This window comes from Nonomuraea sp. LPB2021202275-12-8, from assembly GCF_037044575.1.
Lineage (GTDB): Bacteria > Actinomycetota > Actinomycetes > Streptosporangiales > Streptosporangiaceae > Nonomuraea.
This window is the reverse complement of record NZ_JBAHWD010000033.1, coordinates 80405-99587: the sequence shown is the minus strand read 5'-3', so window position 1 is coordinate 99587 and position 19183 is coordinate 80405. Positions and strand designations below refer to the sequence as shown.

Annotated in this window: 18 protein-coding genes, 1 pseudogene and 1 riboswitch; of the genes and pseudogenes, 11 read left to right on the top strand and 8 right to left on the bottom strand. The window is 70.3% G+C overall.

Translation table 11 applies throughout. The features are described from left to right. The first annotated feature begins 365 nt into the window (after window positions 1-365). Complete coding sequence (locus V5E28_RS39095) at window positions 366-2429, top strand: S9 family peptidase (RefSeq protein ID WP_336214692.1); 2064 nt, start codon at window positions 366-368, stop codon at window positions 2427-2429. Beyond that, window positions 2426-3412, top strand: coding sequence for an L-glyceraldehyde 3-phosphate reductase (mgrA, locus tag V5E28_RS39090; protein WP_336214691.1), 987 nt, complete (start codon window positions 2426-2428; stop codon window positions 3410-3412). Before V5E28_RS39095 ends, mgrA begins: the two co-directional genes overlap by 4 nt. Before the next feature lie 5 nt (window positions 3413-3417). Here mgrA and V5E28_RS39085 read toward each other — a convergent pair whose 3' ends face one another. Beyond that, a complete protein-coding gene (locus V5E28_RS39085) occupies window positions 3418-5793 on the bottom strand; it encodes a lysylphosphatidylglycerol synthase transmembrane domain-containing protein (RefSeq protein ID WP_336214690.1) in 2376 nt (791 codons plus the stop codon). Window positions 5794-6081: 288 nt separating this feature from the next. Here V5E28_RS39085 and V5E28_RS39080 point away from each other — a divergent pair, with 288 nt between their 5' ends. Next, window positions 6082-8106: a molybdopterin-containing oxidoreductase family protein gene (locus tag V5E28_RS39080; RefSeq protein ID WP_336214688.1), complete on the top strand. Its 2025-nt coding sequence runs from the start codon at window positions 6082-6084 to the stop codon at window positions 8104-8106. On the opposite strand, the gene V5E28_RS39075 is transcribed toward V5E28_RS39080, so the two are convergent. Continuing rightward, complete coding sequence (locus tag V5E28_RS39075) at window positions 8084-8854, bottom strand: alpha/beta hydrolase (protein WP_336214687.1); 771 nt, start codon at window positions 8852-8854, stop codon at window positions 8084-8086. The two genes, V5E28_RS39080 and V5E28_RS39075, sit on opposite strands and share 23 nt — an antisense overlap. Window positions 8855-8922: 68 nt before the next feature. On the opposite strand from V5E28_RS39075, the gene V5E28_RS39070 reads away from it, so the two are divergent. Then, the gene (locus tag V5E28_RS39070; protein ID WP_336214686.1) at window positions 8923-9465 is read left to right on the top strand and encodes a PadR family transcriptional regulator; all 543 of its coding nucleotides are present in this window, start codon (window positions 8923-8925) and stop codon (window positions 9463-9465) included. Here the strand turns inward: V5E28_RS39070 and V5E28_RS39065 are convergent. Together V5E28_RS39065 and V5E28_RS39060 are read right to left on the bottom strand one after the other, a co-directional pair. After that, window positions 9444-9914: a GNAT family N-acetyltransferase gene (locus tag V5E28_RS39065; protein ID WP_336214695.1), complete on the bottom strand. Its 471-nt coding sequence runs from the start codon at window positions 9912-9914 to the stop codon at window positions 9444-9446. The genes V5E28_RS39070 and V5E28_RS39065 overlap by 22 nt on opposite strands. Before the next feature lie 42 nt (window positions 9915-9956). Continuing rightward, a pseudogene (locus tag V5E28_RS39060) lies at window positions 9957-10367 on the bottom strand (GNAT family N-acetyltransferase); the annotation flags it as partial. A gap of 76 nt (window positions 10368-10443) precedes the next feature. Between V5E28_RS39060 and V5E28_RS39055 the strand changes: the two are divergent. Next, entirely contained in the window at window positions 10444-10893 is a 450-nt protein-coding gene (locus tag V5E28_RS39055) for a hypothetical protein (RefSeq protein ID WP_336214684.1), read from the top strand. Between the two features lie 6 nt (window positions 10894-10899). Here the strand turns inward: V5E28_RS39055 and V5E28_RS39050 are convergent, their stop codons facing one another. From V5E28_RS39050 to V5E28_RS39040, 3 genes are all read right to left on the bottom strand, one after another. Beyond that, window positions 10900-11283, bottom strand: a complete 384-nt coding sequence (locus V5E28_RS39050) for a VOC family protein (protein ID WP_336214683.1) — start codon at window positions 11281-11283, stop codon at window positions 10900-10902. A 41-nt stretch (window positions 11284-11324) separates the two neighbouring features. Then, window positions 11325-11645: a DMT family transporter gene (locus V5E28_RS39045; protein WP_336214682.1), complete on the bottom strand. Its 321-nt coding sequence runs from the start codon at window positions 11643-11645 to the stop codon at window positions 11325-11327. Between the two features lie 33 nt (window positions 11646-11678). Beyond that, window positions 11679-11736, bottom strand: a riboswitch (guanidine-III (ykkC-III) riboswitch). Window positions 11737-11761: 25 nt separating this feature from the next. Further along, window positions 11762-12559: a class I SAM-dependent methyltransferase gene (locus V5E28_RS39040; protein ID WP_336214681.1), complete on the bottom strand. Its 798-nt coding sequence runs from the start codon at window positions 12557-12559 to the stop codon at window positions 11762-11764. 103 nt (window positions 12560-12662) lie between these two features. On the opposite strand from V5E28_RS39040, the gene V5E28_RS39035 reads away from it, so the two are divergent. Both V5E28_RS39035 and V5E28_RS39030 read left to right on the top strand, forming a co-directional pair. Continuing rightward, window positions 12663-14468, top strand: a complete 1806-nt coding sequence (locus tag V5E28_RS39035; RefSeq protein ID WP_336214679.1) for an acyl-CoA dehydrogenase — start codon at window positions 12663-12665, stop codon at window positions 14466-14468. 172 nt (window positions 14469-14640) lie between these two features. After that, entirely contained in the window at window positions 14641-14865 is a 225-nt protein-coding gene (locus tag V5E28_RS39030) for a hypothetical protein (RefSeq protein ID WP_336214677.1), read from the top strand. A 152-nt stretch (window positions 14866-15017) separates the two neighbouring features. Here the strand turns inward: V5E28_RS39030 and V5E28_RS39025 are convergent, their stop codons facing one another. Beyond that, window positions 15018-15311 carry a Dabb family protein gene (locus tag V5E28_RS39025; protein WP_336214676.1) on the bottom strand — a complete coding sequence of 98 codons (294 nt, stop codon included), beginning with the start codon at window positions 15309-15311 and terminating at the stop codon, window positions 15018-15020. A gap of 77 nt (window positions 15312-15388) precedes the next feature. Here V5E28_RS39025 and V5E28_RS39020 point away from each other — a divergent pair, with 77 nt between their 5' ends. Genes V5E28_RS39020 through V5E28_RS39005 form a run of 4 tightly spaced genes read left to right on the top strand, consistent with a single transcriptional unit; the run spans window position 15389 to window position 19169 of the window. Continuing rightward, window positions 15389-16120 carry an NUDIX hydrolase gene (locus V5E28_RS39020; protein WP_336214675.1) on the top strand — a complete coding sequence of 244 codons (732 nt, stop codon included), beginning with the start codon at window positions 15389-15391 and terminating at the stop codon, window positions 16118-16120. Next, window positions 16117-17010 carry a molecular chaperone DnaJ gene (locus tag V5E28_RS39015; protein ID WP_336214674.1) on the top strand — a complete coding sequence of 298 codons (894 nt, stop codon included), beginning with the start codon at window positions 16117-16119 and terminating at the stop codon, window positions 17008-17010. The genes V5E28_RS39020 and V5E28_RS39015 overlap by 4 nt, the downstream gene beginning before the upstream one ends. 12 nt (window positions 17011-17022) lie before the next feature. Next, the gene (locus V5E28_RS39010) at window positions 17023-17958 is read left to right on the top strand and encodes a hypothetical protein (RefSeq protein ID WP_336214672.1); all 936 of its coding nucleotides are present in this window, start codon (window positions 17023-17025) and stop codon (window positions 17956-17958) included. Further along, window positions 17955-19169, top strand: a complete 1215-nt coding sequence (locus tag V5E28_RS39005) for an adenylosuccinate synthetase (protein WP_336214670.1) — start codon at window positions 17955-17957, stop codon at window positions 19167-19169. Before V5E28_RS39010 ends, V5E28_RS39005 begins: the two co-directional genes overlap by 4 nt. Window positions 19170-19183: the final 14 nt, after the last annotated feature.

Here is a 19183-nt window from a genome sequence, read left to right as displayed (position 1 = left end):
CCCGGGATCCCCGCTCAGAGACGTTCATTTCGTCTTTGTTATGTCTTAATCCTTCCAGCCGCTCAAGCCCCTGTCAAATTGACCGGACTCACTCGACCTGCGGGAATTTCGACCGCCCCGTCTCCAGGGCAACCCCTCTAACTTACCAGCCCTTGGACTGTTCAGCGAACCGATCTTCACACCGGCGAGCCAGAAGGAGTTACCGACACCAGCCGCGCAGCCCACACCGATATCACCTGAATGAGAGGAGTGGTTGCGCCGCACCATGTCGGCTTCTAGAGATTAGCAGCGCCCTGGACCGCTCGTGCCGACTTCGGGAAGGCGGCAGGCCACGAAACGATCACGGCCGAACATAGACTCCCCCCGTGAGCAGCAACACGCCCCCTGTGGCGAAGAAGGTTCCGACTGAGCGCACCCATCACGGCGACACCGTGATCGACGAGTACGCGTGGCTGACCGACAAAGAAGATCCCGAGACGATCGCCTATCTGGAGGCGGAGAACGCCTTTCTCAAAGAGCGGACCGCGCATCTGGCCGACCTGCGGGAGCAGGTCTTCCAGGAGATCAAGGGCCGCACCCAGGAAACCGACCTGTCAGTACCGAGCCGAAAGGGCGGATGGTGGTATTTCACCCGCACGGAGGAGGGCAAGCAGTATGCCGTCTCCTGCCGGGTGCCGGCCGACGGCGACACCCCGCCGAAGATCACGCCGGGCGAGCGCCTGGAGCGTGAGCAGACCATTCTCGACGGCAACGAGCTGGCGGGCGACAGCGCGTTCTTCTCCATGGGGACCAGCGCCGTCTCGCCTGACGGCACGATGCTGGCCTACTCCACCGACTTCAGCGGTGACGAGCGCTTCACGCTGCGGTTCAAGAACCTGGCGACGGGCGAGCAGCTTCCGGACGAGATCGCGGGCATCTTCTACGGCGGCGCCTGGTCCGCCGACGGCTCGGTGTTCTTCTACACGCGTGTGGACGATGCCTGGCGTCCCTTCCAGGTCTACCGGCACACCCTCGGCACCGAGGAGGACGTCCTCGTCTACGAGGAGACCGACGAGCGCTACTGGGTGGGCATCGGCCTGACCCGCAGCGAGCGATACCTGGTGCTCGGCGCCGGCAGCAAGATCACCAGCGAGGTCCGGATCCTGGACGCCGGCGACCCGACCGGCGAGTTCGAGCTCGTACGCCCCAGGAAGACCGGCGTGGAGTACGGCGTCGAGCACGCGGGCGACTTCTTCTACGTGCTCCACAACGAAGGCGCCCGCAACTTCGAGCTGGCCACCGCCCCGCTGGACGACCCCGGCTCGTGGACCCCGCTGATCGAGCACCGGGACGACACCCGCCTGCTGGAGGTCGACGCGTTCGCGGGTCACGCTGTCGTCCACTTCCGCCGCGACGGCCTGACCGGTCTGCGCGTGCTGCCGTACGAGGGCGAGGAGGCGTACGAGATCGACTTCCCCGAGCCGCTCTACGACGTCGGGCCGGCGGGCAACCCGGAGTTCGCCACCAACCGGCTCAGGCTCGCCTACACCAGCATGGTCACCCCGGCCAGCGTCTACGACTACGACCTGGCCACCCATGAGCTCATCCTGCTGAAGCAGCGTCCGGTGCTCGGCGGCTACGACCCGGGAGACTACGAGCAGTTCCGCGAGTGGGCCGTGGCCGAGGACGGCACCGAGATCCCCGTCTCGATCGTCAGGCGCAAGGACACCGCCAGTCCCGCTCCCACGGTCCTGTACGGCTACGGCAGCTACGAGAGCGCCATCGACCCGGGCTTCTCGGTGCCGAGGCTCTCGCTGCTCGACCGCGGTTTCGCCTTCGCCGTGGCGCACGTGCGCGGCGGCGGTGAGATGGGCCGGCGCTGGTACGAGGAGGGCAAGCTCACCAAGAAGAAGAACACCTTCACCGACTTCGTGGCGGCTGCCAGGCACCTCAAGCAGTCCGGCTGGAGTTCGAAGGTGATCGCCAGGGGCGGGTCCGCGGGCGGGCTGCTGATGGGCGCGGTCGCGAACCTGGCGCCGGAGGAGTTCGCGGGCGTCGTGGCCGAGGTGCCGTTCGTCGACGCCCTGAATACGATTCTCGACCCGTCGCTCCCGCTGACCGTCATCGAATGGGACGAGTGGGGCGACCCTCTGCACGACGCGGACGTGTACGCGTACATGAAGAGCTACACGCCGTATGAGAACGTGGACGAGCGGACCTATCCGCCGATTCTTGCGATCACCAGCCTGAACGACACGCGGGTGATGTACCACGAGCCGGCCAAGTGGATCGCCAGGCTGCGCGCGGTGGCGGGCGGAGGGCCGTTCCTGCTCAAGACTGAGATGGGCGCGGGTCACGGCGGGCGCAGCGGGCGCTACGACGCCTGGCGCGAGGAGGCCTTCGCGCTTTCCTGGATCATCGAACGTGGCACGGAAGAGAGCACGGAATGACATATCAAGCAGACGACACCCGCTACGAGCGGCAGCCGTACAACCGCAGTGGCAGGAGCGGGCTGAAGCTGCCCGCCGTCTCGCTGGGGCTGTGGCACAACTTCGGGGACGACCGCCCGCTGGAGAACTCCCGGACGATCCTGCGCCGGGCGTTCGATCTCGGGGTGACGCACTTCGACCTGGCCAACAACTACGGCGTGCCGTACGGCTCCGCGGAGCGCAACTTCGGGCAGATCTTCCGGCAGGACTTCATTCCCTACCGGGACGAGCTGGTCATCTCCAGCAAGGCCGGTTACGACATGTGGCCCGGACCGTACGGCGAGTGGGGTTCGCGCAAGTACCTGCTGGCCAGCCTGGACCAGTCGCTGGGGCGGATGGGGCTGGACTACGTCGACATCTTCTACAGCCACCGGCCGGATCCCGACACGCCGCTGGAGGAGACGATGGGGGCGCTGGACCGGGCGGTGCGCTCGGGCAAGGCGCTGTACGCGGGGATCTCCAACTACCCGGCCGAGCAGACCGCGCAGGCGGCAAGGATCATGCGCGAGCTGGGCACCCCGCTGCTCATCCACCAGCCCTCCTACTCGATGATCAACCGCTGGATCGAGGGCGGGCTGCTGGACGCGCTGGAGGAGGCGGGTATGGGGTGCATCGTGTACTCGCCGCTGGCGCAGGGGCTGCTGACCGACCGCTACCTGCAGGGCGTGCCCTCGGACTCGCGAGCGGCCACCAGCAGGTTCCTCAGCGAGGAGCGGATCGACCGCGACCTGGCGCGGGCGCTCAACGAGATCGCCGGGGGCAGGGGGCAGACGCTGGCGCAGATGGCGCTGTCGTGGACGCTCAGGGACCCCCGGGTGACGAGCGTGCTGATCGGCGCGAGCAGCGTGCGGCAGCTGGAGGACAACGTGGCGTGCGTGGACGGCCCGGCCTTCACCGAGGACGAGCTGCAGGCCATCGACAAGATCATCGGAGCGGCCTCGTAATCAGCTCACAGGGCCTCGTTGCGCTGCAGGAAGGTGAAGGCCGCCCAGCCGGGCAGCACCGGCAGCCAGAAGGTGAGCAGCCTGTAGAGCAGCACGGCGGAGGTGGCCAGCTCGGCGGGGACGCCGGCCACGGTCAGTCCCAGCGTGAGCGAGGCTTCGACCGCGCCCAGGCCGCCAGGTGTGGGCGCGGCCGAGCCGATGGCGTTGGCCGTCAGATAGACGACCGCGACGGTGGTGAAGTCCACCGTGCCGCCGAAGGCGCGCAGGCACGCGTACAGGCAGGCCACGAACGTGATCGTGATCATGAGGGTGCCGGCCGAGCCTTCGAGCAGCTTGCGCGGCGACTGCAGCACGTCCAGCAGCCGGGGCAGCACGTTGGCGAACAGCCGGTGCATCCGGCTGGTGATCATCCTGCGCAGCCGGGGCACTCCGAACAGCACCACGATGAGCAGGGCCACGGCCAGCAGCACTCCGACGAGGCCGCGTGAGGGCGTGAAGGTGGTGGCGGTGTTGGAGCCGGTGATGTAGGCGAACAGCAGCAGCAGCGCGATGTGGAAGACCAGCATGGCGAACTGCGAGGCGCCGACGCTGGCCACCGCCAGGGCCGGCGAGATGCCGCGTTTCTGCAGGTAGCGGGTGTTGATCGCGACCCCGCCGACCGCGGCGGGCGCCACCAGTTTCACGAACGACGCGGCGAACTGGACCAGCACCGTCCGCCAGAGCGGCAGGGCCTCGGGCACGAACCCCCTGAGCATCAGCGCGGCGGCCACGAAGCTGACGAACGAGGTGAGCAGCGCCAGCCCCGACCAGGCCCAGTTGGCGGTGGTGACCACCTGCACCACGTTGACCTGGCTGAGCTGGGAGAGCAGGAAGTAGGCCGCCAGCGTGCTGGCGATGATGGTCACCAGCGTGCGCGGCTTGAACCGCTCCAGCCGGATCTCCTCGACCTTGCCCTGCGGTTTGAGCGCCACGATCTGCTCGCGGATGCCGGTGAGCAGATGTTTGTCCCTCTTGAGTGCCGCGCGCGTCTCGCGGGTCAGCGCGATGCGCTGGAGCAGCGGCATCGCGGTGGCGAGCGCGTCGGAGCCCATGATGGCGGCCGCGCTGGCCACGGACCGCTCGGCGCCGACGCGCAGCCCCAGGTAGGTGAGGAGCTGGGCGATGTCGAGGCGGAGCAGCAGGTCTCCGGCGGCGATCTCGCCGCTGCGGGCGTCGGTCAGCACGACCCGCCCCGCCTGGTCCAGGTGGATGCCCTCGCCGGTCAGCCTGCGGTGCGCGAGCCGCTGGATCTGCAGCAGCGAGACCTGCTCCCAGATCTGCGCGAGCACGTTGTCGTCGAGCTCCTCGTCGGGCACCTCGTCGAGCGGGCGCGTGTCGAGGTGCTCGTAGGCGAGCAGCGCCGCCTCGGTGCCGATCTCGCTGGTGCCGAGCAGGCGCGGCGTGCTGGCGCCGGCGGCCTGGGCGGCGTAGGCCATCAGCGCCTCGCGCTCCAACTCGGCCCGGAGCGACCGGATGGCCCTGCGCCTGGTCTCGGAGTTGAGCCGGATTCGCCGCCACAGCCGGTAGGGCAGGCCGGCCACCTGGCGGTCGCGGTCGAGCACGGTGACGTCGAGGCTGGTCCCGTCGGCCAGCCCGATGGCGTAGCGGCGGCTGCCCTGGTGGTCGTCGTCGATGCGGCGGGCCGACACCGGCGAGAACGACAGCTTGCGCAGCGCGGTCACCACGGCGTTGCCGGGCGGCCTGGTGTTCGGGCTGCCGACGCCGTACAGGGTGGCGTAACCCATGACCATGCCGAACAGGACCGTGACGATGGCGCCCGGCAGGGTGATCTGCCTGCCGGAGTAGAGGGCGAGGATGTCGAGGGCGATCACGGTCCACATCAGCGCGCGCCAGCTCGGCCTGCGTGAGATCCGCACCGCGGTGGCGTAGGCGATGACCGAGGTGAGCAGGGTGTTGAGCGGCTCGATCGAGCGGCCGCCGGTCAGGAGCTGGGTGAGGTCCTCGGCGTTGCCGCCGACCAGCCACTGGCCGAGCAGGAAGGAGCCGACCATGCCGATGATGGCGGCGATCAGCCCTTCGGCGACGCGCAGGCCGTCGCGGTGGAAGACCCGCTCGACGGCGAAGGCGACCGGGACGATGAGCACGGCCGCGCCACCGACGAAGGTGGCGATCCGGCTGAGCAGGGGCACCAGCGTGGTGCCCTCGGTGACGTCCCTCTCCAGGCCGTTCAGCGTCTGCTTGGCGACCAGGGCGAGCAGGATGACCGCGGAGAGCGCCAGCAGGGTCGCCAGGAGCCGCAGGAGGTCTGACGGACGGCGCAGGCGCTGCGGGAGCAGCGGCTCGACCACGTAGACGTCCAATTCAGGGCGCGCTTCGGTCACGGCCGGATCCTCCTTTGAGAGATCCTCCGCGTTTTCGCGTTCTCTGATTTCGGCCACCGACAGCGATTCTGCACCTTCCCGGCCAGACCATACGATCTTTGGGCATCAGTGTCCCGAATCGTCATCTGGGCCCTCGACCCGGGTATGGACGCGACCAGCGTTGACCTGCCCATCCCCGAACGCTTCGAAGCGTTGGCAGGCTACACGGTGGAACTCCAACCCTTCACCCTGATGTCTACCGCGCACGCGCCGCGGTCGCGTTGATGGGACGGCCATAAACTGTGGTTCATGTCGGGCAAATTGCGCGTTTTGGGGGCTTGTCCGCTGGACTGTCCCGATACCTGCTCCTGGGTCGTCACCGTCGAGGACGGCGAGGCGGTCAAGATGCGCGGCAACCCCGACCACCCCTACACGCGCGGTGCGCTCTGCGTGAAGGTCAACCGTTATCTGGAGCACACCCGGGCGGCCGACCGCATCCTCCATCCGATGCGCCGCGTCGGGCCCAAGGGCTCCGGCGAGTTCGAGCGGATCAGCCGGGAGGAGGCGCTGGACGAGATCTCGACCCGGCTGCGCGGCATCGTCGAGGAGTACGGCGGTGAGGCGATCTGGCCCTACCTGGGCACCGGCTCGCTGGGATACCTGCAGGGCTGCGAGGGTGTGGCCGGGCGCCGGTTCTGGAATGCGCTCGGCGCATCCAAGCACTGGCTGAACATCTGCTCGGCGGCGGGCACCACCGGCCTGAGGCTGACCAACGGCAGCGCGGGCGGCATGGACCCGGAGAACTTCGCGCTGTCCAGGCTGATCCTGCTGTGGGGCACGAACACGCTGACCAGCGGGCACCACCTGTGGAAGTTCGTCCAGGACGCCAGGGCGGCGGGCGCGCACGTGGTGGCCATCGACCCGATCCGCACCAGGACGGCCGACCAGGCGGACCAGCATCTGGCGATCAGGCCGGGCACGGACGCGGCGCTCGCGCTCGGCCTGCTGAACGTGGTGCTCGCCGAGGGCACGCAGGACGAGGAGTTCCTGGCGGAGTACACGGAGGGCTGGGAGAGCTTCCGCGAAGAGATCCTGAAATATCCGGTCGAAACAGTGGCGGAGATCACCGGCATCCCGGCCGAGGACATCCACAGCCTGGGGATGCGGCTCGCGCACACCAGGCCCACCGCCATCCGCGCCACCATGGGCATCCAACGGCACGAGGGCGGCGGCGCGGCGATGCGCACGATCGCCGCGATCCCCGGGGTGACCGGCGACTGGCGGCACCCGGGCGGCGGGGTCTCCTACTCCACCAGCGACCACGTCCACCTCGCCATCGACACCCGCGAGGACCTGCTGGCCGCGCCGGTGCGCACGCTGACGATGACCCGGCTGGCCTCCGAGCTCGCCAAGCCGGACTCGGTCAAGTGCCTGTGGGTGTACGCCGCCAACCCGGTCGGCTCGACCTCCGACAGCAACCGGATCAGGAAGCAGCTCGAACGCGAGGACCTGTTCACGGTCGTCATGGAGCACTTCCCCACCGACACGGTGGACTACGCCGACATCGTGCTTCCCGCCACCATGCAGACCGAGCACATGGACCTGCACGCCGGCTACGGCCACCTCTACCTGCTGTGGAACGAGCCCGCGGTGGCGCCTCCCGGCGAGTGCCTGTCCACCACGGAGACCTTCCGCCGCCTGGCCGCGCACATGGGCATGACCGAGCCGTCGCTGTTCGACTCGGATCTGGAGCTGGCCGAGAGCCTCCTGTCCGCCGACCACCCGTCGCTCGCGGGCATCACGGTCGACAGGCTGCGCAAGGAGGGATGGGTGCGGATGAACTATCCCGTCCCCTTCGCGCCGTACGCCGGCGGTTTCCCGACCGAGTCCGGCCGGCTGCGCTTCCCGCCGGCGGGCAAGGCGTACGTCCCGTCCCGGTCGGCTCGTACGGCCGGCGACGCGCCGTACCCGCTGACCCTGATCACGCCCGCCTCGCACACGTTCCTGAACACCACCTTCGGCAACAACCCCGAGTTGCTGCGGCGGGCCAAGGAGCCGGTGGTGCTGGTCAACCCCGCCGACGCCGAGGCGCGCGGGCTGGTCGGCGGGCAGCGGGTGCGGGTGCACAACGCGGGCGGCGAGTTCCTGGCCGACGTGGAGGTCAGCGACCGGGTGGCGCGCGGCGTGGTGGCCACGCCCAAGGGGCGCTGGCCCAAGCTCAGCCCCGGCGGCGCCAACCCGAACGCGGTCGTCGAGGAGCGCGACGCCGACCTGGGCAGGGGCGCGGTCTACCACGACAACCTGGTCGAGGTCAGCCCTTGTGCCGGGCCATGAAGGCCATGATCCGGTCCAGCACGTCCGGCCCGTAGGAGCTGCGGAACAGCTCCGAGGCGTGCATGCTCTCGGTTTTGATGATGTGGAGTTGCCTGTCGGGGGTCCTGGTGGCGGCGTCGTGGGCCGGTTGCAGGTCCCTGGCGCCGCCGTAGCCGTCGTTCTCGGTGCCGATCTGGAGCAGCGGCACCTCCAGCTTGGCCGCGTCCGCGGCCTCGATCGCTCCTGACAGCGCGACGACGCCTGCCGCCCTGGCGCCGAGCCGCCCGGCCACGGGCACCGAGACGGTGGCGCCGACCGACCCGCCGACCAGCCACAGGCGCTCGACGCCTTTCTCCTTGCCCAGGCGCCTGGCCATGGCCTGGGCGACGTCCTCGGGGGGCGCGTCGGACTTCCTGGCGTACAGCAGGACGCGGTAGCCGGCCGCGACCAGGCGGTCCGACAGCGGGCGCCAGGTGCAGACGTTGCCGCCGCGCTCGTAGGTGATGACCACCCCCACCGGGCCCGTGCCCGTGATGACACCGGGCAGATCGCCCTCACCGTGGGTGAAGATCCTGCCGTCCTCCTCGGTGAAGCAGCCGCTCACGTTGGGGCCTTTCACCTTGGCTTTCGTGGGGGTGGGGGTGGGGGTGGGGCTGGGGGTGGCCGCCCGCGTCGACGGCGGGGCTCCGCTCGCCTCCGTCGTGCTGACCGCGCCTCCGCAGGCGGTCAGCACCAGTACGAGTCCCACCGAGCAGACGATCGCGCGCATGGCCGCCCCCTTCATCGAGACTATGTCTAAAGTGACATAGTTGCTAGGACCATACCCTTGAGGGCACCATGACCTCAACGCTGGGATTCGCGATCCTCGCCGTGCTGGCCCGCGGCGAGCGCACCGGATACGACATCGCCGCGGCCATGCGGCGGCCGGTCTCCTACTTCTGGACGGCCGGTCACAGCCAGATCCACGCCGAGCTGCAGAAACTGCTGGCCGGCAACCTGGTCTCGTTCGAGACGAGACACGGGCCGGGGCCGCAGGACAAGAAGGTCTACAGCGTGACCCCCGCGGGCACGGCGGCGCTGCGGGAGTGGGTCACCGCGCCGCCGCGCGAGCGGCCCGAGCGGGACGAGCTCGTGCTCAAGACGTACGCCGCCGCGCTGGCCGACCCGGAGGCGCTCAGGCGGCTGTTCGCCGACCAGCTGGCGGCGCACGAGGCCCGGCTGGCCGAGTACGAGCGGGAGGAGGAGGCGATCGGGGGGCCGCCGGCGTTCGGCAGCCCCCGGTTCGGCAACTACGCGGCGCTGCGGTGCGGGCTCGGCTACGAGCGGCACCGGGCCGAGTGGTGCAGGTGGATGCTCGCTCAGCTCAGCGAGAGCTTGTAACCCTCGTGCGAGGCGGTGAAGCCGAGCGAGTCGTAGAAACGGTGCGCGTCGTTGCGGGACTTGTCGGAGGTGAGCTGCACCATCGCGCAGCCACGCGCCCTGGCCCGGTCAACCGCCCACTGGATCATCCGGCGGCCCAGGCCCTGCCCCCGGGTGGCGGCCGAGACGCGCACGGCCTCGATCTGGCAGCGCTCGGCGCCCAGCCGGGACAGCCCCGCCAGATAGGTGAGCTGCATCGTGCCGACGACCTTGCCGTCACGCTCGGCCACGATCAGCTCGTCGTAGGGGTCGGCGTCGATCCGGTCGAAGGCCGCCAGATAGCGCTCGTCACCCGGGTCGCCCTCGCGCCTGGCGCCGAGCGGGTCGTCGGCAAGCATCGCGACGATCTCGGGCACGTCCTGCCTGCGGGCCGGCCGGAAGAGCAGCGACAGCACATAGTGGGACTCCATGAGCTGCGGGTTGGACGGCAGCGCCATGACCTTGCCGCTGCGGGTGAAGCCCTTTCTCACATAAAGGGCCCGCGCCGCCGCGTTCCGGTCGACGGCCCACAGTCCGACCTCTTCCGCGCCGTACTCACGCGCCCAGGCGACGGTGGCGTCCACGAGCCGTGAGCCGACGCCGCGCCCTCTGGCCTCAGGTGCGACCCACATGGACAGCAGGTGCATCCCGCCCTCTTCGGCCAGCCCGCAGACCAGCCCCACGTCGGCGCCCCCGTCGGTGGCCACCATCCATCGCGATTCCGGATTTTTCAGCCTCTCCGTCCATTTGTCGGGCGGGAAGGGCTGCTCCCTCTCGTACGACGAGCCGAACGCGTCCGGCGTGTCCTGGAGCGCGCGGAGCCGGATCGCCCTCAGCCGCTCCCCCTCTTCCGGCCCGAGCCGTTCAATCTCGATTTCCTGCATGTCCAAATCATGTCAGGGTGGAAATCAGGGTCCGTCCCCGATGTGGTCAGGGGGTGCGAAAAGGCACTCTGGGGACATGAACGAAATCACCCGACGCGACGAAATCTCGCTGTCCGGCGCCGCGCTGCGCGGCGCCCCCTGGAAGGCAGCGGTCATCGGCGGTGGCGCCGTCAGCGCCGCCAGTTTCGGCATGGGCCTGCTCACCGACGGCGGTGACCTGGTCTGGGCCCTGGGCCTCGGCATCAGCCTGTTCGCGCTGATCGCGGCCATCGGCGCGGTGGCCAAGCCCGAGGAGGGCGACCGTGTCACCCGGCAGGCGCGCGTCTGGGGGCTCCAGCACCCGTGGAAGTTCGCGCTGCTGCCCGCCGGCATCGCCGCGGTGCTGGACTATCCGGTGCAACTCGTGCTCGACGGTGAGGGTGTCATCGGCTCCGCGTTCCAGGCGGGCTGGCACGGCGCCCTGGTCTACGTGATCGCCGCGATCCTCACGCTCACCATGCAGGGACGAGCCCGCTCCGCGCGCTGACACCCGTCACCGCGGCACCCCCCTCTCGGCCTCGCTCCTGCACACGCAGAACTCGTTGCCCTCGGGGTCGCGCATGGTCACCCAGCCGACACCCTCCGCAGTGCGGCGGTCGTCGAAGATCGTCGCCCCCAGGCCCAGCAGCCGCTCGACCTCCTGGTCGCGGGTGCGCCCCTCGGTGCCATTGACGTCCAGATGCAGCCGGTTCTTCACGGTCTTGCCTTCCGGCACCCGGATGAACAGCAGGAACGGGTCCTGCTTGGTGCGCAGCATCACCTCGTCGTCGCCGGGCTGGTCACCCTCCCCGAGCGGGAGCCCCGTGGCCCTGCTCCACCAGGAGCCCAGCTCGTACGGGTCGGCGCAGTCGATGGTCACAGCGTGTATCTCGATCATTTCGCCAGCCAATCGCGACACCGGCGACCACGTCAAACCGGTTAGTGGGAACCGGCCAGGTTGAGGCCGACCACACCCGCCAGGATGAGCGCGATGGAGATGAGCCGGGCCGCGGAGACCTCGTCCCCCATCGCCAGCATGCCCAGCACGGCCGTGCCGACGGCGCCGATCCCCGTCCAGACCGCGTAGGCGGGCCCGACCTCCAGCGACTTCAGGGCGTAGGCGAGCAGGCCGAAGCTGAGCACGGCGGTCGCCAGGAAGGAGACGGTCCACCACACATGGGTGAAGCCGTTGCTGAGTTTGAGCGACAGGGCCATGGCGACTTCGGCCAGGCCGGCCAGAACGAGAATGATCCAAGCCATCGGAAACGACTCCTCCGAGCGAGACGACGGTGCGGCGCGTCGTCTTGGCCTACCGGGTACGGCGCGTCTCGTCCGGGAGCTGAGGCTCACCTAGAGGAACGCCGTCCCGGGTGGGGTCATTCCCACCAGAGGGTCACCCACCGGTCGCGGGGCAGGGGCCACATGCCGAGCTCCAGCGCCGTCCGCGCCACCTCCTCCGAACGCGACGGGTCCAGGCAGATGCGGTGGCACGCGCTGGCCGCCAGCTCCCCCAGGGAGTCGAACCGCTCCAGCGGGGCCTCGCGCTCCTCGACGCGCACCGCGAAGCCGAGCGCCGCCGCCAAGGCCACGCAGTCCTCGGCGACCGGCCTGACGGGACGGTCCACGCCGTGGAAGTGCCGCCAGAGTGGGGCCATCCAGCTCATCGGGTGGCGGTGCGGGAGCTCCAGCACCACGCGGCGCCTGGCGCTCCGGTCGAGTGCCTGCAGGAAGTCCACCAGGTCGGGGACGTTGTAGACGACGTGGGCGGCGACCACCACGTCCACCTCGGGCACCCGGCCGGACACGTCGGGCCAGCGGCCTTCGACGGTGGTGGCCGGCACGCCCAGCTTGTCCGCTCTGGCCGACAGCTCCTCCAGCATCTCGGCGGAGGAGTCGACGGCCCACAGGTGGCCGATCCTGTCACGCAGCGGGAGTGACGCGGCGCCGGGACCGGAGCCGACGTCGAGCAGCGTGCCGCCCTCGGGCAGCGCCTCGGCCAGACGGGCCATGGTGGGGCCGTCGTCGGGCTCGGCGAGAGCCCGGTCGGTGCGGGTGGCGAAGCGGGCCAGGGGATAGCACCAGGGGTCGACCGGGGCCGCGGCGAGGATCTCCTCCGGAATGGCCCAGGATTCCAGGCGCTCTCGCCATCGTGCGGCGAGTTCTTCGGCGTCCATGGAGATGAGCATGCCACGCATATCGATGGTTACCCGCGGGTAGCATTGCTAGTAAGGTTACTCGCCAGTACATAAGGACCCCGGTTCAAGGAGATCTGCACCCATGGGCCACTTCAAGAGCAACGTGCGTGACCTGGAGTTCAACCTCTTCGAGGTGTTCGGGCGACGCGAGATTCTCGGCACCGGACCCTACGCGGACGTGGACGAGGACACCGCCCGCAGCCTCCTGGACGAGGTCAACAGGCTGTCCACCAGTGTCCTGGCCGACTCGTTCGAGGAGGGCGACCGGCACCCACCGGTGTTCGACGCCGCCACCTCGTCGGTCACGGTCCCCGACGGTTTCAAGAAGTCCTACAAGGCCCTGGTCGACGGCGGCTGGGCGCACCTCGACCTGCCCGCCGACCTTGGCGGCCCGGGCATCCCGCGCAGCCTGGCGTGGGCGACGGCCGAGCTGGTCCTGGGCGCGAACCCGGCCCTTTACATGTACGCCGCCGGCCCCAATTTCGCCTACACCCTGTGGAACCTCGGCACCCCGGAGCAGAAGCGCTTCGCGGAGCTGGCCATCGAGCGCAACTGGGGCGCCACCATGGTGCTCACCGAGCCCGACGCGGGCTCCGACGTCGGGGCGGGCCGGGCCAGGGCGGTGCGGCAGCCTGACGGCACCTGGCACATCGAGGGCGTCAAGCGCTTCATCACCAGCGCCGAGCACGACATGACCGAGAACATCTTCCACCTCGTGCTGGCCCGCCCCGAGGGGCACGGCCCCGGCACCAAGGGGCTGTCGATGTTCCTGGTGCCGAAGTTCCACGTCGACCTCGAGACCGGCGAGCTGGGCGAGCGCAACGGCGCGTACGTCACCAACGTCGAGAAGAAGATGGGCCTGAAGGTCTCCACGACCTGCGAGCTCACCTTCGGCGACAAGCACCCGGCGATCGGCTGGCTGGTCGGCGACGTGCACGAGGGCATCAAGCAGATGTTCATGGTCATCGAGCACGCCCGCATGATGGTCGGCACGAAGGCCATCGCCACGCTGTCCACCGGCTACCTGAACGCTCTGGAATACGCGAAGTCGCGGCTGCAGGGCGCCGACCTGACCAGGATGTCGGACAAGACCGCCCCGCGCGTGGCCATCCTCAACCACCCTGACGTGCGCCGCGAGCTCATGCTGCAGAAGGCCTACGCCGAAGGCATGCGCGCGCTGGTGCTCTACACGGCGACCTTCCAGGACGCCATCCAGCTCGACCCCGCCGACCAGCACGCACATGCGATGAACGACCTGCTGCTGCCGCTGGTCAAGGGCGTCGGCTCGGAGCGCTCGTACGAGCTGCTCTCCCGGTCGCTGCAGACGCTGGGCGGCTCCGGCTACCTGCAGGACTACCCGATCGAGCAGTACATCCGCGACGCGAAGATCGACTCTCTGTACGAGGGCACGACCGCGATCCAGGGCCTGGACCTGTTCTTCCGCAAGATCCTGCGGAACCAGGGTGTGGCCATCGGGGCGCTGCTGGCCGAGATCAACGAGTTCGCCGCGTCGGAGGCGGGCAACGGCCGGCTCAAGGAGGAGCGCAAGCTGCTCGCCGAGGCCGCGGCCGACATCAAGGCCATGGGCGACACGATGGCCGGATGGGCGCTGGGCTCGATGGAGGCACCCGAGGAGGTCTACAAGGTCGGCCTGAACACGACCAGGTTCCTGCTCGCGCTGGGCGACCTGGTGATCGGCTGGCTGCTGCTGCGCCAGGCCGAGGTGGCGCTGGCCAAGCTGGCCGACGGCGAGGACCCGTTCTATCAGGGCAAGGTCGCCGCCGCCTCGTTCTTCGCGACGACCGTGCTGCCCCGCCTGGCCGCCGAGCGCCGGGTGCTGGCCGCCACCGGCCAGGAGCTCATGCAGCTCCCGGAGGAGGCCTTCTGACCCCTCTGCCTCCCGCGGCAGTCACCGGGGAGAACGCCCGTCCCGCGTCTCGCGGAGCGGGCGTTCCGCCGTTAGGGACGAGTCCCCCGGCGAGGGCTGACATGTGGCGGGTGTGATCGCCCATACTCGGGTATGACCGTGGGCGTACTCGCCGTTTGCTTGGGAGGCCGTAATGGGTGTCGGGGTCAGCATCTTCTTCCTCACGCTCGGCGCCATCCTGAGATTCGCGATCGAGCCGGACGTGTTCGGCGAGAGCGTGCACATGGACATCATCGGCCTGATCTTCATGATCGTCGGTGGGATCGGCGTCGTGCTGAGCATCGTGCTGGCGCCCAGGCGTGGCCACACCTCCGAGAACCGGCTGATGCACCGCGAGAACAACCCGCCGGAAGTCTGATCGCAACAGGGCGCCCTCGCCGGCGCTGGTCCTGGGCACCCGGCAGGTGGTCGTCGGGCGTTACAGAGGCGAGCTGGTCACCGTGCGGGACGTGGGCCCGACGTACCGCTCGCTCGTGATCAAGCGGCTCGGCTGGGGTGACGACGCGCCGCCTAGCAGCTGAACTGCGCGGCGGCCCGGCTCGCCACGATCGGCTTGATGTGCTCCGCGATCACCGCCTGGTGCTGGGGGTGGTCGCGGTAGACCAGGTAGGCGTCCTCGTCGTCGAAGTCCGCGACGACGGCGAAGTCGTGGTTGCCGGGATTGAGACCGGCGTCCCGACCGACCGTGTAGGAGCGGAGCTGCGGGATCTGCCCGGGAAGCTTGCGCAGCTCGGCCGCCACCGTGGCCTTCTGCTCCTCGGTGGCGTCCTCGGTCCAGGTGAACAGCACGACGTGACGAATCATGGCGCAACCCTATCGACAGCGCCGCCCCTCCATGGTTATTCTCGAATCGAGAAATACTCAGATTGAGAAGGACGTCGATGGAAGAGTTCCTGGCCGGCTACAACCCCCGGCACTACGCCCCCGTCGCGGTGACGGTCGACGTGGTGGCGCTGACCATCCGCGACCGGCGGCTGCACGTGCTGATCGTCGAGCGCGGGGTCGAGCCCTACGCCGGGAGCTGGGCGCTGCCGGGCGGGTTCGTCAAGCCGGACGAGGACCTGACCGAGGCGGCGGTGCGGGAGCTGGCCGAGGAGACCGGCCTGGACACCCGGCCCGCGCACATCGAGCAGCTCGCCAGCTACGGCAGCCCCGCACGGGACCCGCGGATGCGGGTCGTGTCGATCTCCTACCTCGCCTTCGCCCCCGACCTGCCGGACCCGCAGGCGGGCACGGACGCCGCGGCGGCCGTCTGGCACCCGGTCGACGACCTGCCGCCCCTCGCCTTCGACCACGGCCGCATCCTGGCCGACGGGGTCGAGCGGGCCCGCGCCAAGCTGGAGTACACACCGCTGGCCACCGCCTTCGCCGGTGACACCTTCACCGTCTCCGAGCTCCGGCTCATCTACGAGACCGTCTGGGGCACCCCGCTGCACGCGGGCAACTTCCACCGCAAGGTGCTGTCCGTCCCCGGCTTCGTGGAGAGCACCGGCGAGACCACCGAGACCGGCGGGGCCAGGGGTGGCCCCCGGGCCAGGCTCTACCGCGCGGGCGACGCCCGGCTGCTCCACCCGGCCCTGCTCCGGCCCTCGCGAGAGGAGGAGATCCGGTGAACCCGGCCGAGGCGGAGGCGATCGTCACAGGGGCGCGATCGGCCGCCGAGCTGTTCGCGGGCGACTCCCCCGTGCGGGTCTACCGGCGGCTGGCCCGGCTGCTGCATCCCGACCTCTCCCCCGGCTCCGGGGCGGCGTTCGCCCGGCTGGCCGCGTTGTGGGAGGACTTCAACCGCGGGCAGCTCGTCGGCCCCTACCGGATCGGGCCGCCGCTGCACAGGGGCGGCACCGCCGTGCTCTACCCGGCGAGCCGCGACACCGCGCCCGGAACGGCGGGGCCGCACCCGGACGGCAGGGACGCGGTGCTCAAGGTGGCGCGCGTCCCGGCGCACAGTCACCTGCTGGTGCGCGAGGCCACGGCACTGCGCAGGATGGCCGTCCACGGTGACCCGCGCTTCCTGCCCTACATCCCCCGCTTGATCGACAAATTTCGTCACAAAACCGGCGGTACCGTACGGCAAGCGAACGTGATCAGCCGCGCCCCCGACGGGTTCGTCGCCCTGGACCGGATCGGCACCGGGCTCGACCCCAGGGACGTGGCGTGGATCTGGCGGCGCATGCTGGTGGCCGCCGGGCTGGCCCACCACGCCGGGATCGCCCACGGCGCGGTCCTCCCCCGCCACGTGCTGGTCCACCCCCTCGACCACGGCCTCATCCTCGTCGACTGGTGCCACGCCCATGACGCGGCACCGACCGGCGCGCGGGCCGACGTCCAGGCCGTCACGCGGTGCGTGGCCGGGCTGCTCGGCGAGCATCCCAAGCCGATGCGCGCGTTCGTCCGCGGCTGCCTGCTGCGCCCGCCGGCCGACGCCTGGGCGCTGCTCGCCGAGCTGGACGAGCTGCTCGAAAAGCTCTACGGGCCGCGCGCGTACCGGCCCCTTCACCTCTAGAGAGGATCCCCCATGGGAAGCGGAATCTGGTCCACCGACGTCTACACCTCCGCCGCCAACTACCGGGCCGCCACCGGTGCCAGCGCCTTCGCCCACACCGACAGCGGCGCCAGGACCACCCACCCCGATCTCGCGCCGTACGGCGTCACCAGGGAGAGCCGCGACTCGGCCGAGCACCCGAACTCCCTGGCCGTCTCGGTGCTCTTCGACGTGACCGGCTCCATGGGCCACGTGCCGCGCATGCTGCAGACCAGGCTCCCCGACCTGCTCGGGCTGCTGCTGCGCAAGGGCTACGCCGAGGACCCGCAGATCATGTTCGGCGCGATCGGCGACGCCACCTGCGACCGCGCGCCGCTGCAGGTGGGCCAGTTCGAGTCCGACAACCGGATGGACGAGCACCTCGGCCGGATCCTGCTGGAAGGCGGGGGCGGCGGGCAGAAGAGGGAGTCCTACGAGCTGGCGATGTACTTCATGGCCAGGCACACCTCGATCGACTGCTACGACAAGCGGGGCAAGCGCGGCTATCTGTTCATCATCGGCGACGAGCTGCCCTACCCCCGGGTCAGCGGCAAGATGGTGAGCTCGCTGATCGGCGACCCGAACGAGGGCGACATCAAGGTGGCCGACCTGGTCGCCGAGCTGACCAGGAAGTACGACGTCTACTTCATCCTGCCCGCCGGGAGCAGCTACGCCGGCGACCGGGAGGTCCTGGCGACCTGGCGCGGCCTGCTCGGGCAGAACGTGCTGGAGCTCGACGACCTCGACGCGGTGTGCGAGACGATCGCGCTCACGGTGGGGCTCGGCGAGGACGCCATCGACCTGGAGGAAGGGCTCGACGACCTGGCCGGCCTGGGGTCCACCGCCGGGCCGTCGGTGTCGAAGGCGCTCGCCAAGCTGGACCGCGGCACGCTGGTCGTGTCGGAGCCGCTCGACGGGCTCGACGGGTGACCGAGCACGTGATCGTCGCCGACCTCGGCTACGGCGACGCGGGCAAGGGCTCGGTGGTGGACTGGCTGTGCGCCTCGCGGCCGGTCGAGGCGGTGGTCCGGTTCAACGGGGGCGCCCAGGCCGCGCACAACGTGGTGCTGCCCGACGGCAGGCGGCACACGTTCGCCCAGTTCGGGTCCGGCACACTGCGAGGCGTGCCCACGCACCTGTCGAGGTACGTGGTCGTCGATCCGCTCGCCCTGTCCGCCGAAGCGGCCCATCTGTCCTCCATCGGCGTGCCGGATCCGTACGGGCTGCTGAGCGTGGACCGTGAGGCGCTGCTCGCGACGCCGTACCACGTCGAGGCGGGCAGGCAGCGCGAGCTGGCGCGCGGGGCTGACCGGCACGGGTCGTGCGGGATGGGCGTGGGCGAAACGATGGCGTTCGCGCTGGCGTCGCCCGAGCTGGCCCCGCGCGTGGGCGACTGCGCGCGGCCGCGGGCGCTGGCGGGCAAACTGGCGGCCGTACGCGAGGCGCTGGGCGCGGCGGGGCCGCCCGTGGAGGACTGCGTCGCGGCCTACGGCGCGTTCGCCTCGCGGGTGGCTCTCACCGATGACGGGCACCTGCCGGGGCTGCTCGGGCGGGGGCCGGTGGTCTTCGAGGGCGCGCAGGGGGTGCTGCTCGACGAGCGGCACGGCTTCCATCCGTACACGACGTGGAGCACCACGACCTTCGGCAACGCGCTGGACCTGCTCCAGGGGGCCGGCGCGGTGCGGACCGGCGTGCTGCGCACCTACACGCCCAGGCACGGGCCTGGGCCGCTGGTCACCGAGGACCCGGCGCTGGAGCTGCCCGAGCCGCACAACGGCGCCGGCCCGTGGCAGGGGCCGTTCAGACTGGGACACTTCGACGCGGTCGCGCACCGCTACGCGCTGGAGGCCGCCGGCGGGTGCGACGGGCTGGTGCTGACGCATCTGGACGCGCCGGTGTCGAGGATGTGCGTGGCCTACGCAGGAGGGCCGCCGGCCGTCCTGGAGGCGCACCTGGACGAGGGGCGGGCGCTGGAGCGGCAGGGCGCCCTCGCCGCGCGGCTGATGCGGGAGCGGCCGGTGTACGGCGCGGCGGTGACGGACTGGCCGTCGGCCGTGTCCGAGGCGCTCGGCGTCCCCGTGGTGGCCGGTTCCTGGGGGCCCACGGCGCGGGACAAGAAGGCGCTGGCCCGGGCGTCGTGAACCCCGCGCGGGGA

Coding starts and splice junctions, on each gene's coding strand:
- mgrA (WP_336214691.1), top strand. CDS start 2,426: ATGACATATCAAGCAGACGACACCCGCTACGAGCGGCAGCCGTACAAC.
- V5E28_RS39080 (WP_336214688.1), top strand. CDS start 6,082: ATGTCGGGCAAATTGCGCGTTTTGGGGGCTTGTCCGCTGGACTGTCCC.
- V5E28_RS39075 (WP_336214687.1), bottom strand. CDS start 8,854: ATGCGCGCGATCGTCTGCTCGGTGGGACTCGTACTGGTGCTGACCGCC.
- V5E28_RS39070 (WP_336214686.1), top strand. CDS start 8,923: ATGACCTCAACGCTGGGATTCGCGATCCTCGCCGTGCTGGCCCGCGGC.
- V5E28_RS39065 (WP_336214695.1), bottom strand. CDS start 9,914: ATGGAGTCCCACTATGTGCTGTCGCTGCTCTTCCGGCCGGCCCGCAGG.
- V5E28_RS39055 (WP_336214684.1), top strand. CDS start 10,444: ATGAACGAAATCACCCGACGCGACGAAATCTCGCTGTCCGGCGCCGCG.
- V5E28_RS39050 (WP_336214683.1), bottom strand. CDS start 11,283: ATGATCGAGATACACGCTGTGACCATCGACTGCGCCGACCCGTACGAG.
- V5E28_RS39045 (WP_336214682.1), bottom strand. CDS start 11,645: ATGGCTTGGATCATTCTCGTTCTGGCCGGCCTGGCCGAAGTCGCCATG.
- V5E28_RS39040 (WP_336214681.1), bottom strand. CDS start 12,559: ATGGACGCCGAAGAACTCGCCGCACGATGGCGAGAGCGCCTGGAATCC.
- V5E28_RS39035 (WP_336214679.1), top strand. CDS start 12,663: ATGGGCCACTTCAAGAGCAACGTGCGTGACCTGGAGTTCAACCTCTTC.
- V5E28_RS39030 (WP_336214677.1), top strand. CDS start 14,641: ATGGGTGTCGGGGTCAGCATCTTCTTCCTCACGCTCGGCGCCATCCTG.
- V5E28_RS39025 (WP_336214676.1), bottom strand. CDS start 15,311: ATGATTCGTCACGTCGTGCTGTTCACCTGGACCGAGGACGCCACCGAG.
- V5E28_RS39020 (WP_336214675.1), top strand. CDS start 15,389: ATGGAAGAGTTCCTGGCCGGCTACAACCCCCGGCACTACGCCCCCGTC.
- V5E28_RS39010 (WP_336214672.1), top strand. CDS start 17,023: ATGGGAAGCGGAATCTGGTCCACCGACGTCTACACCTCCGCCGCCAAC.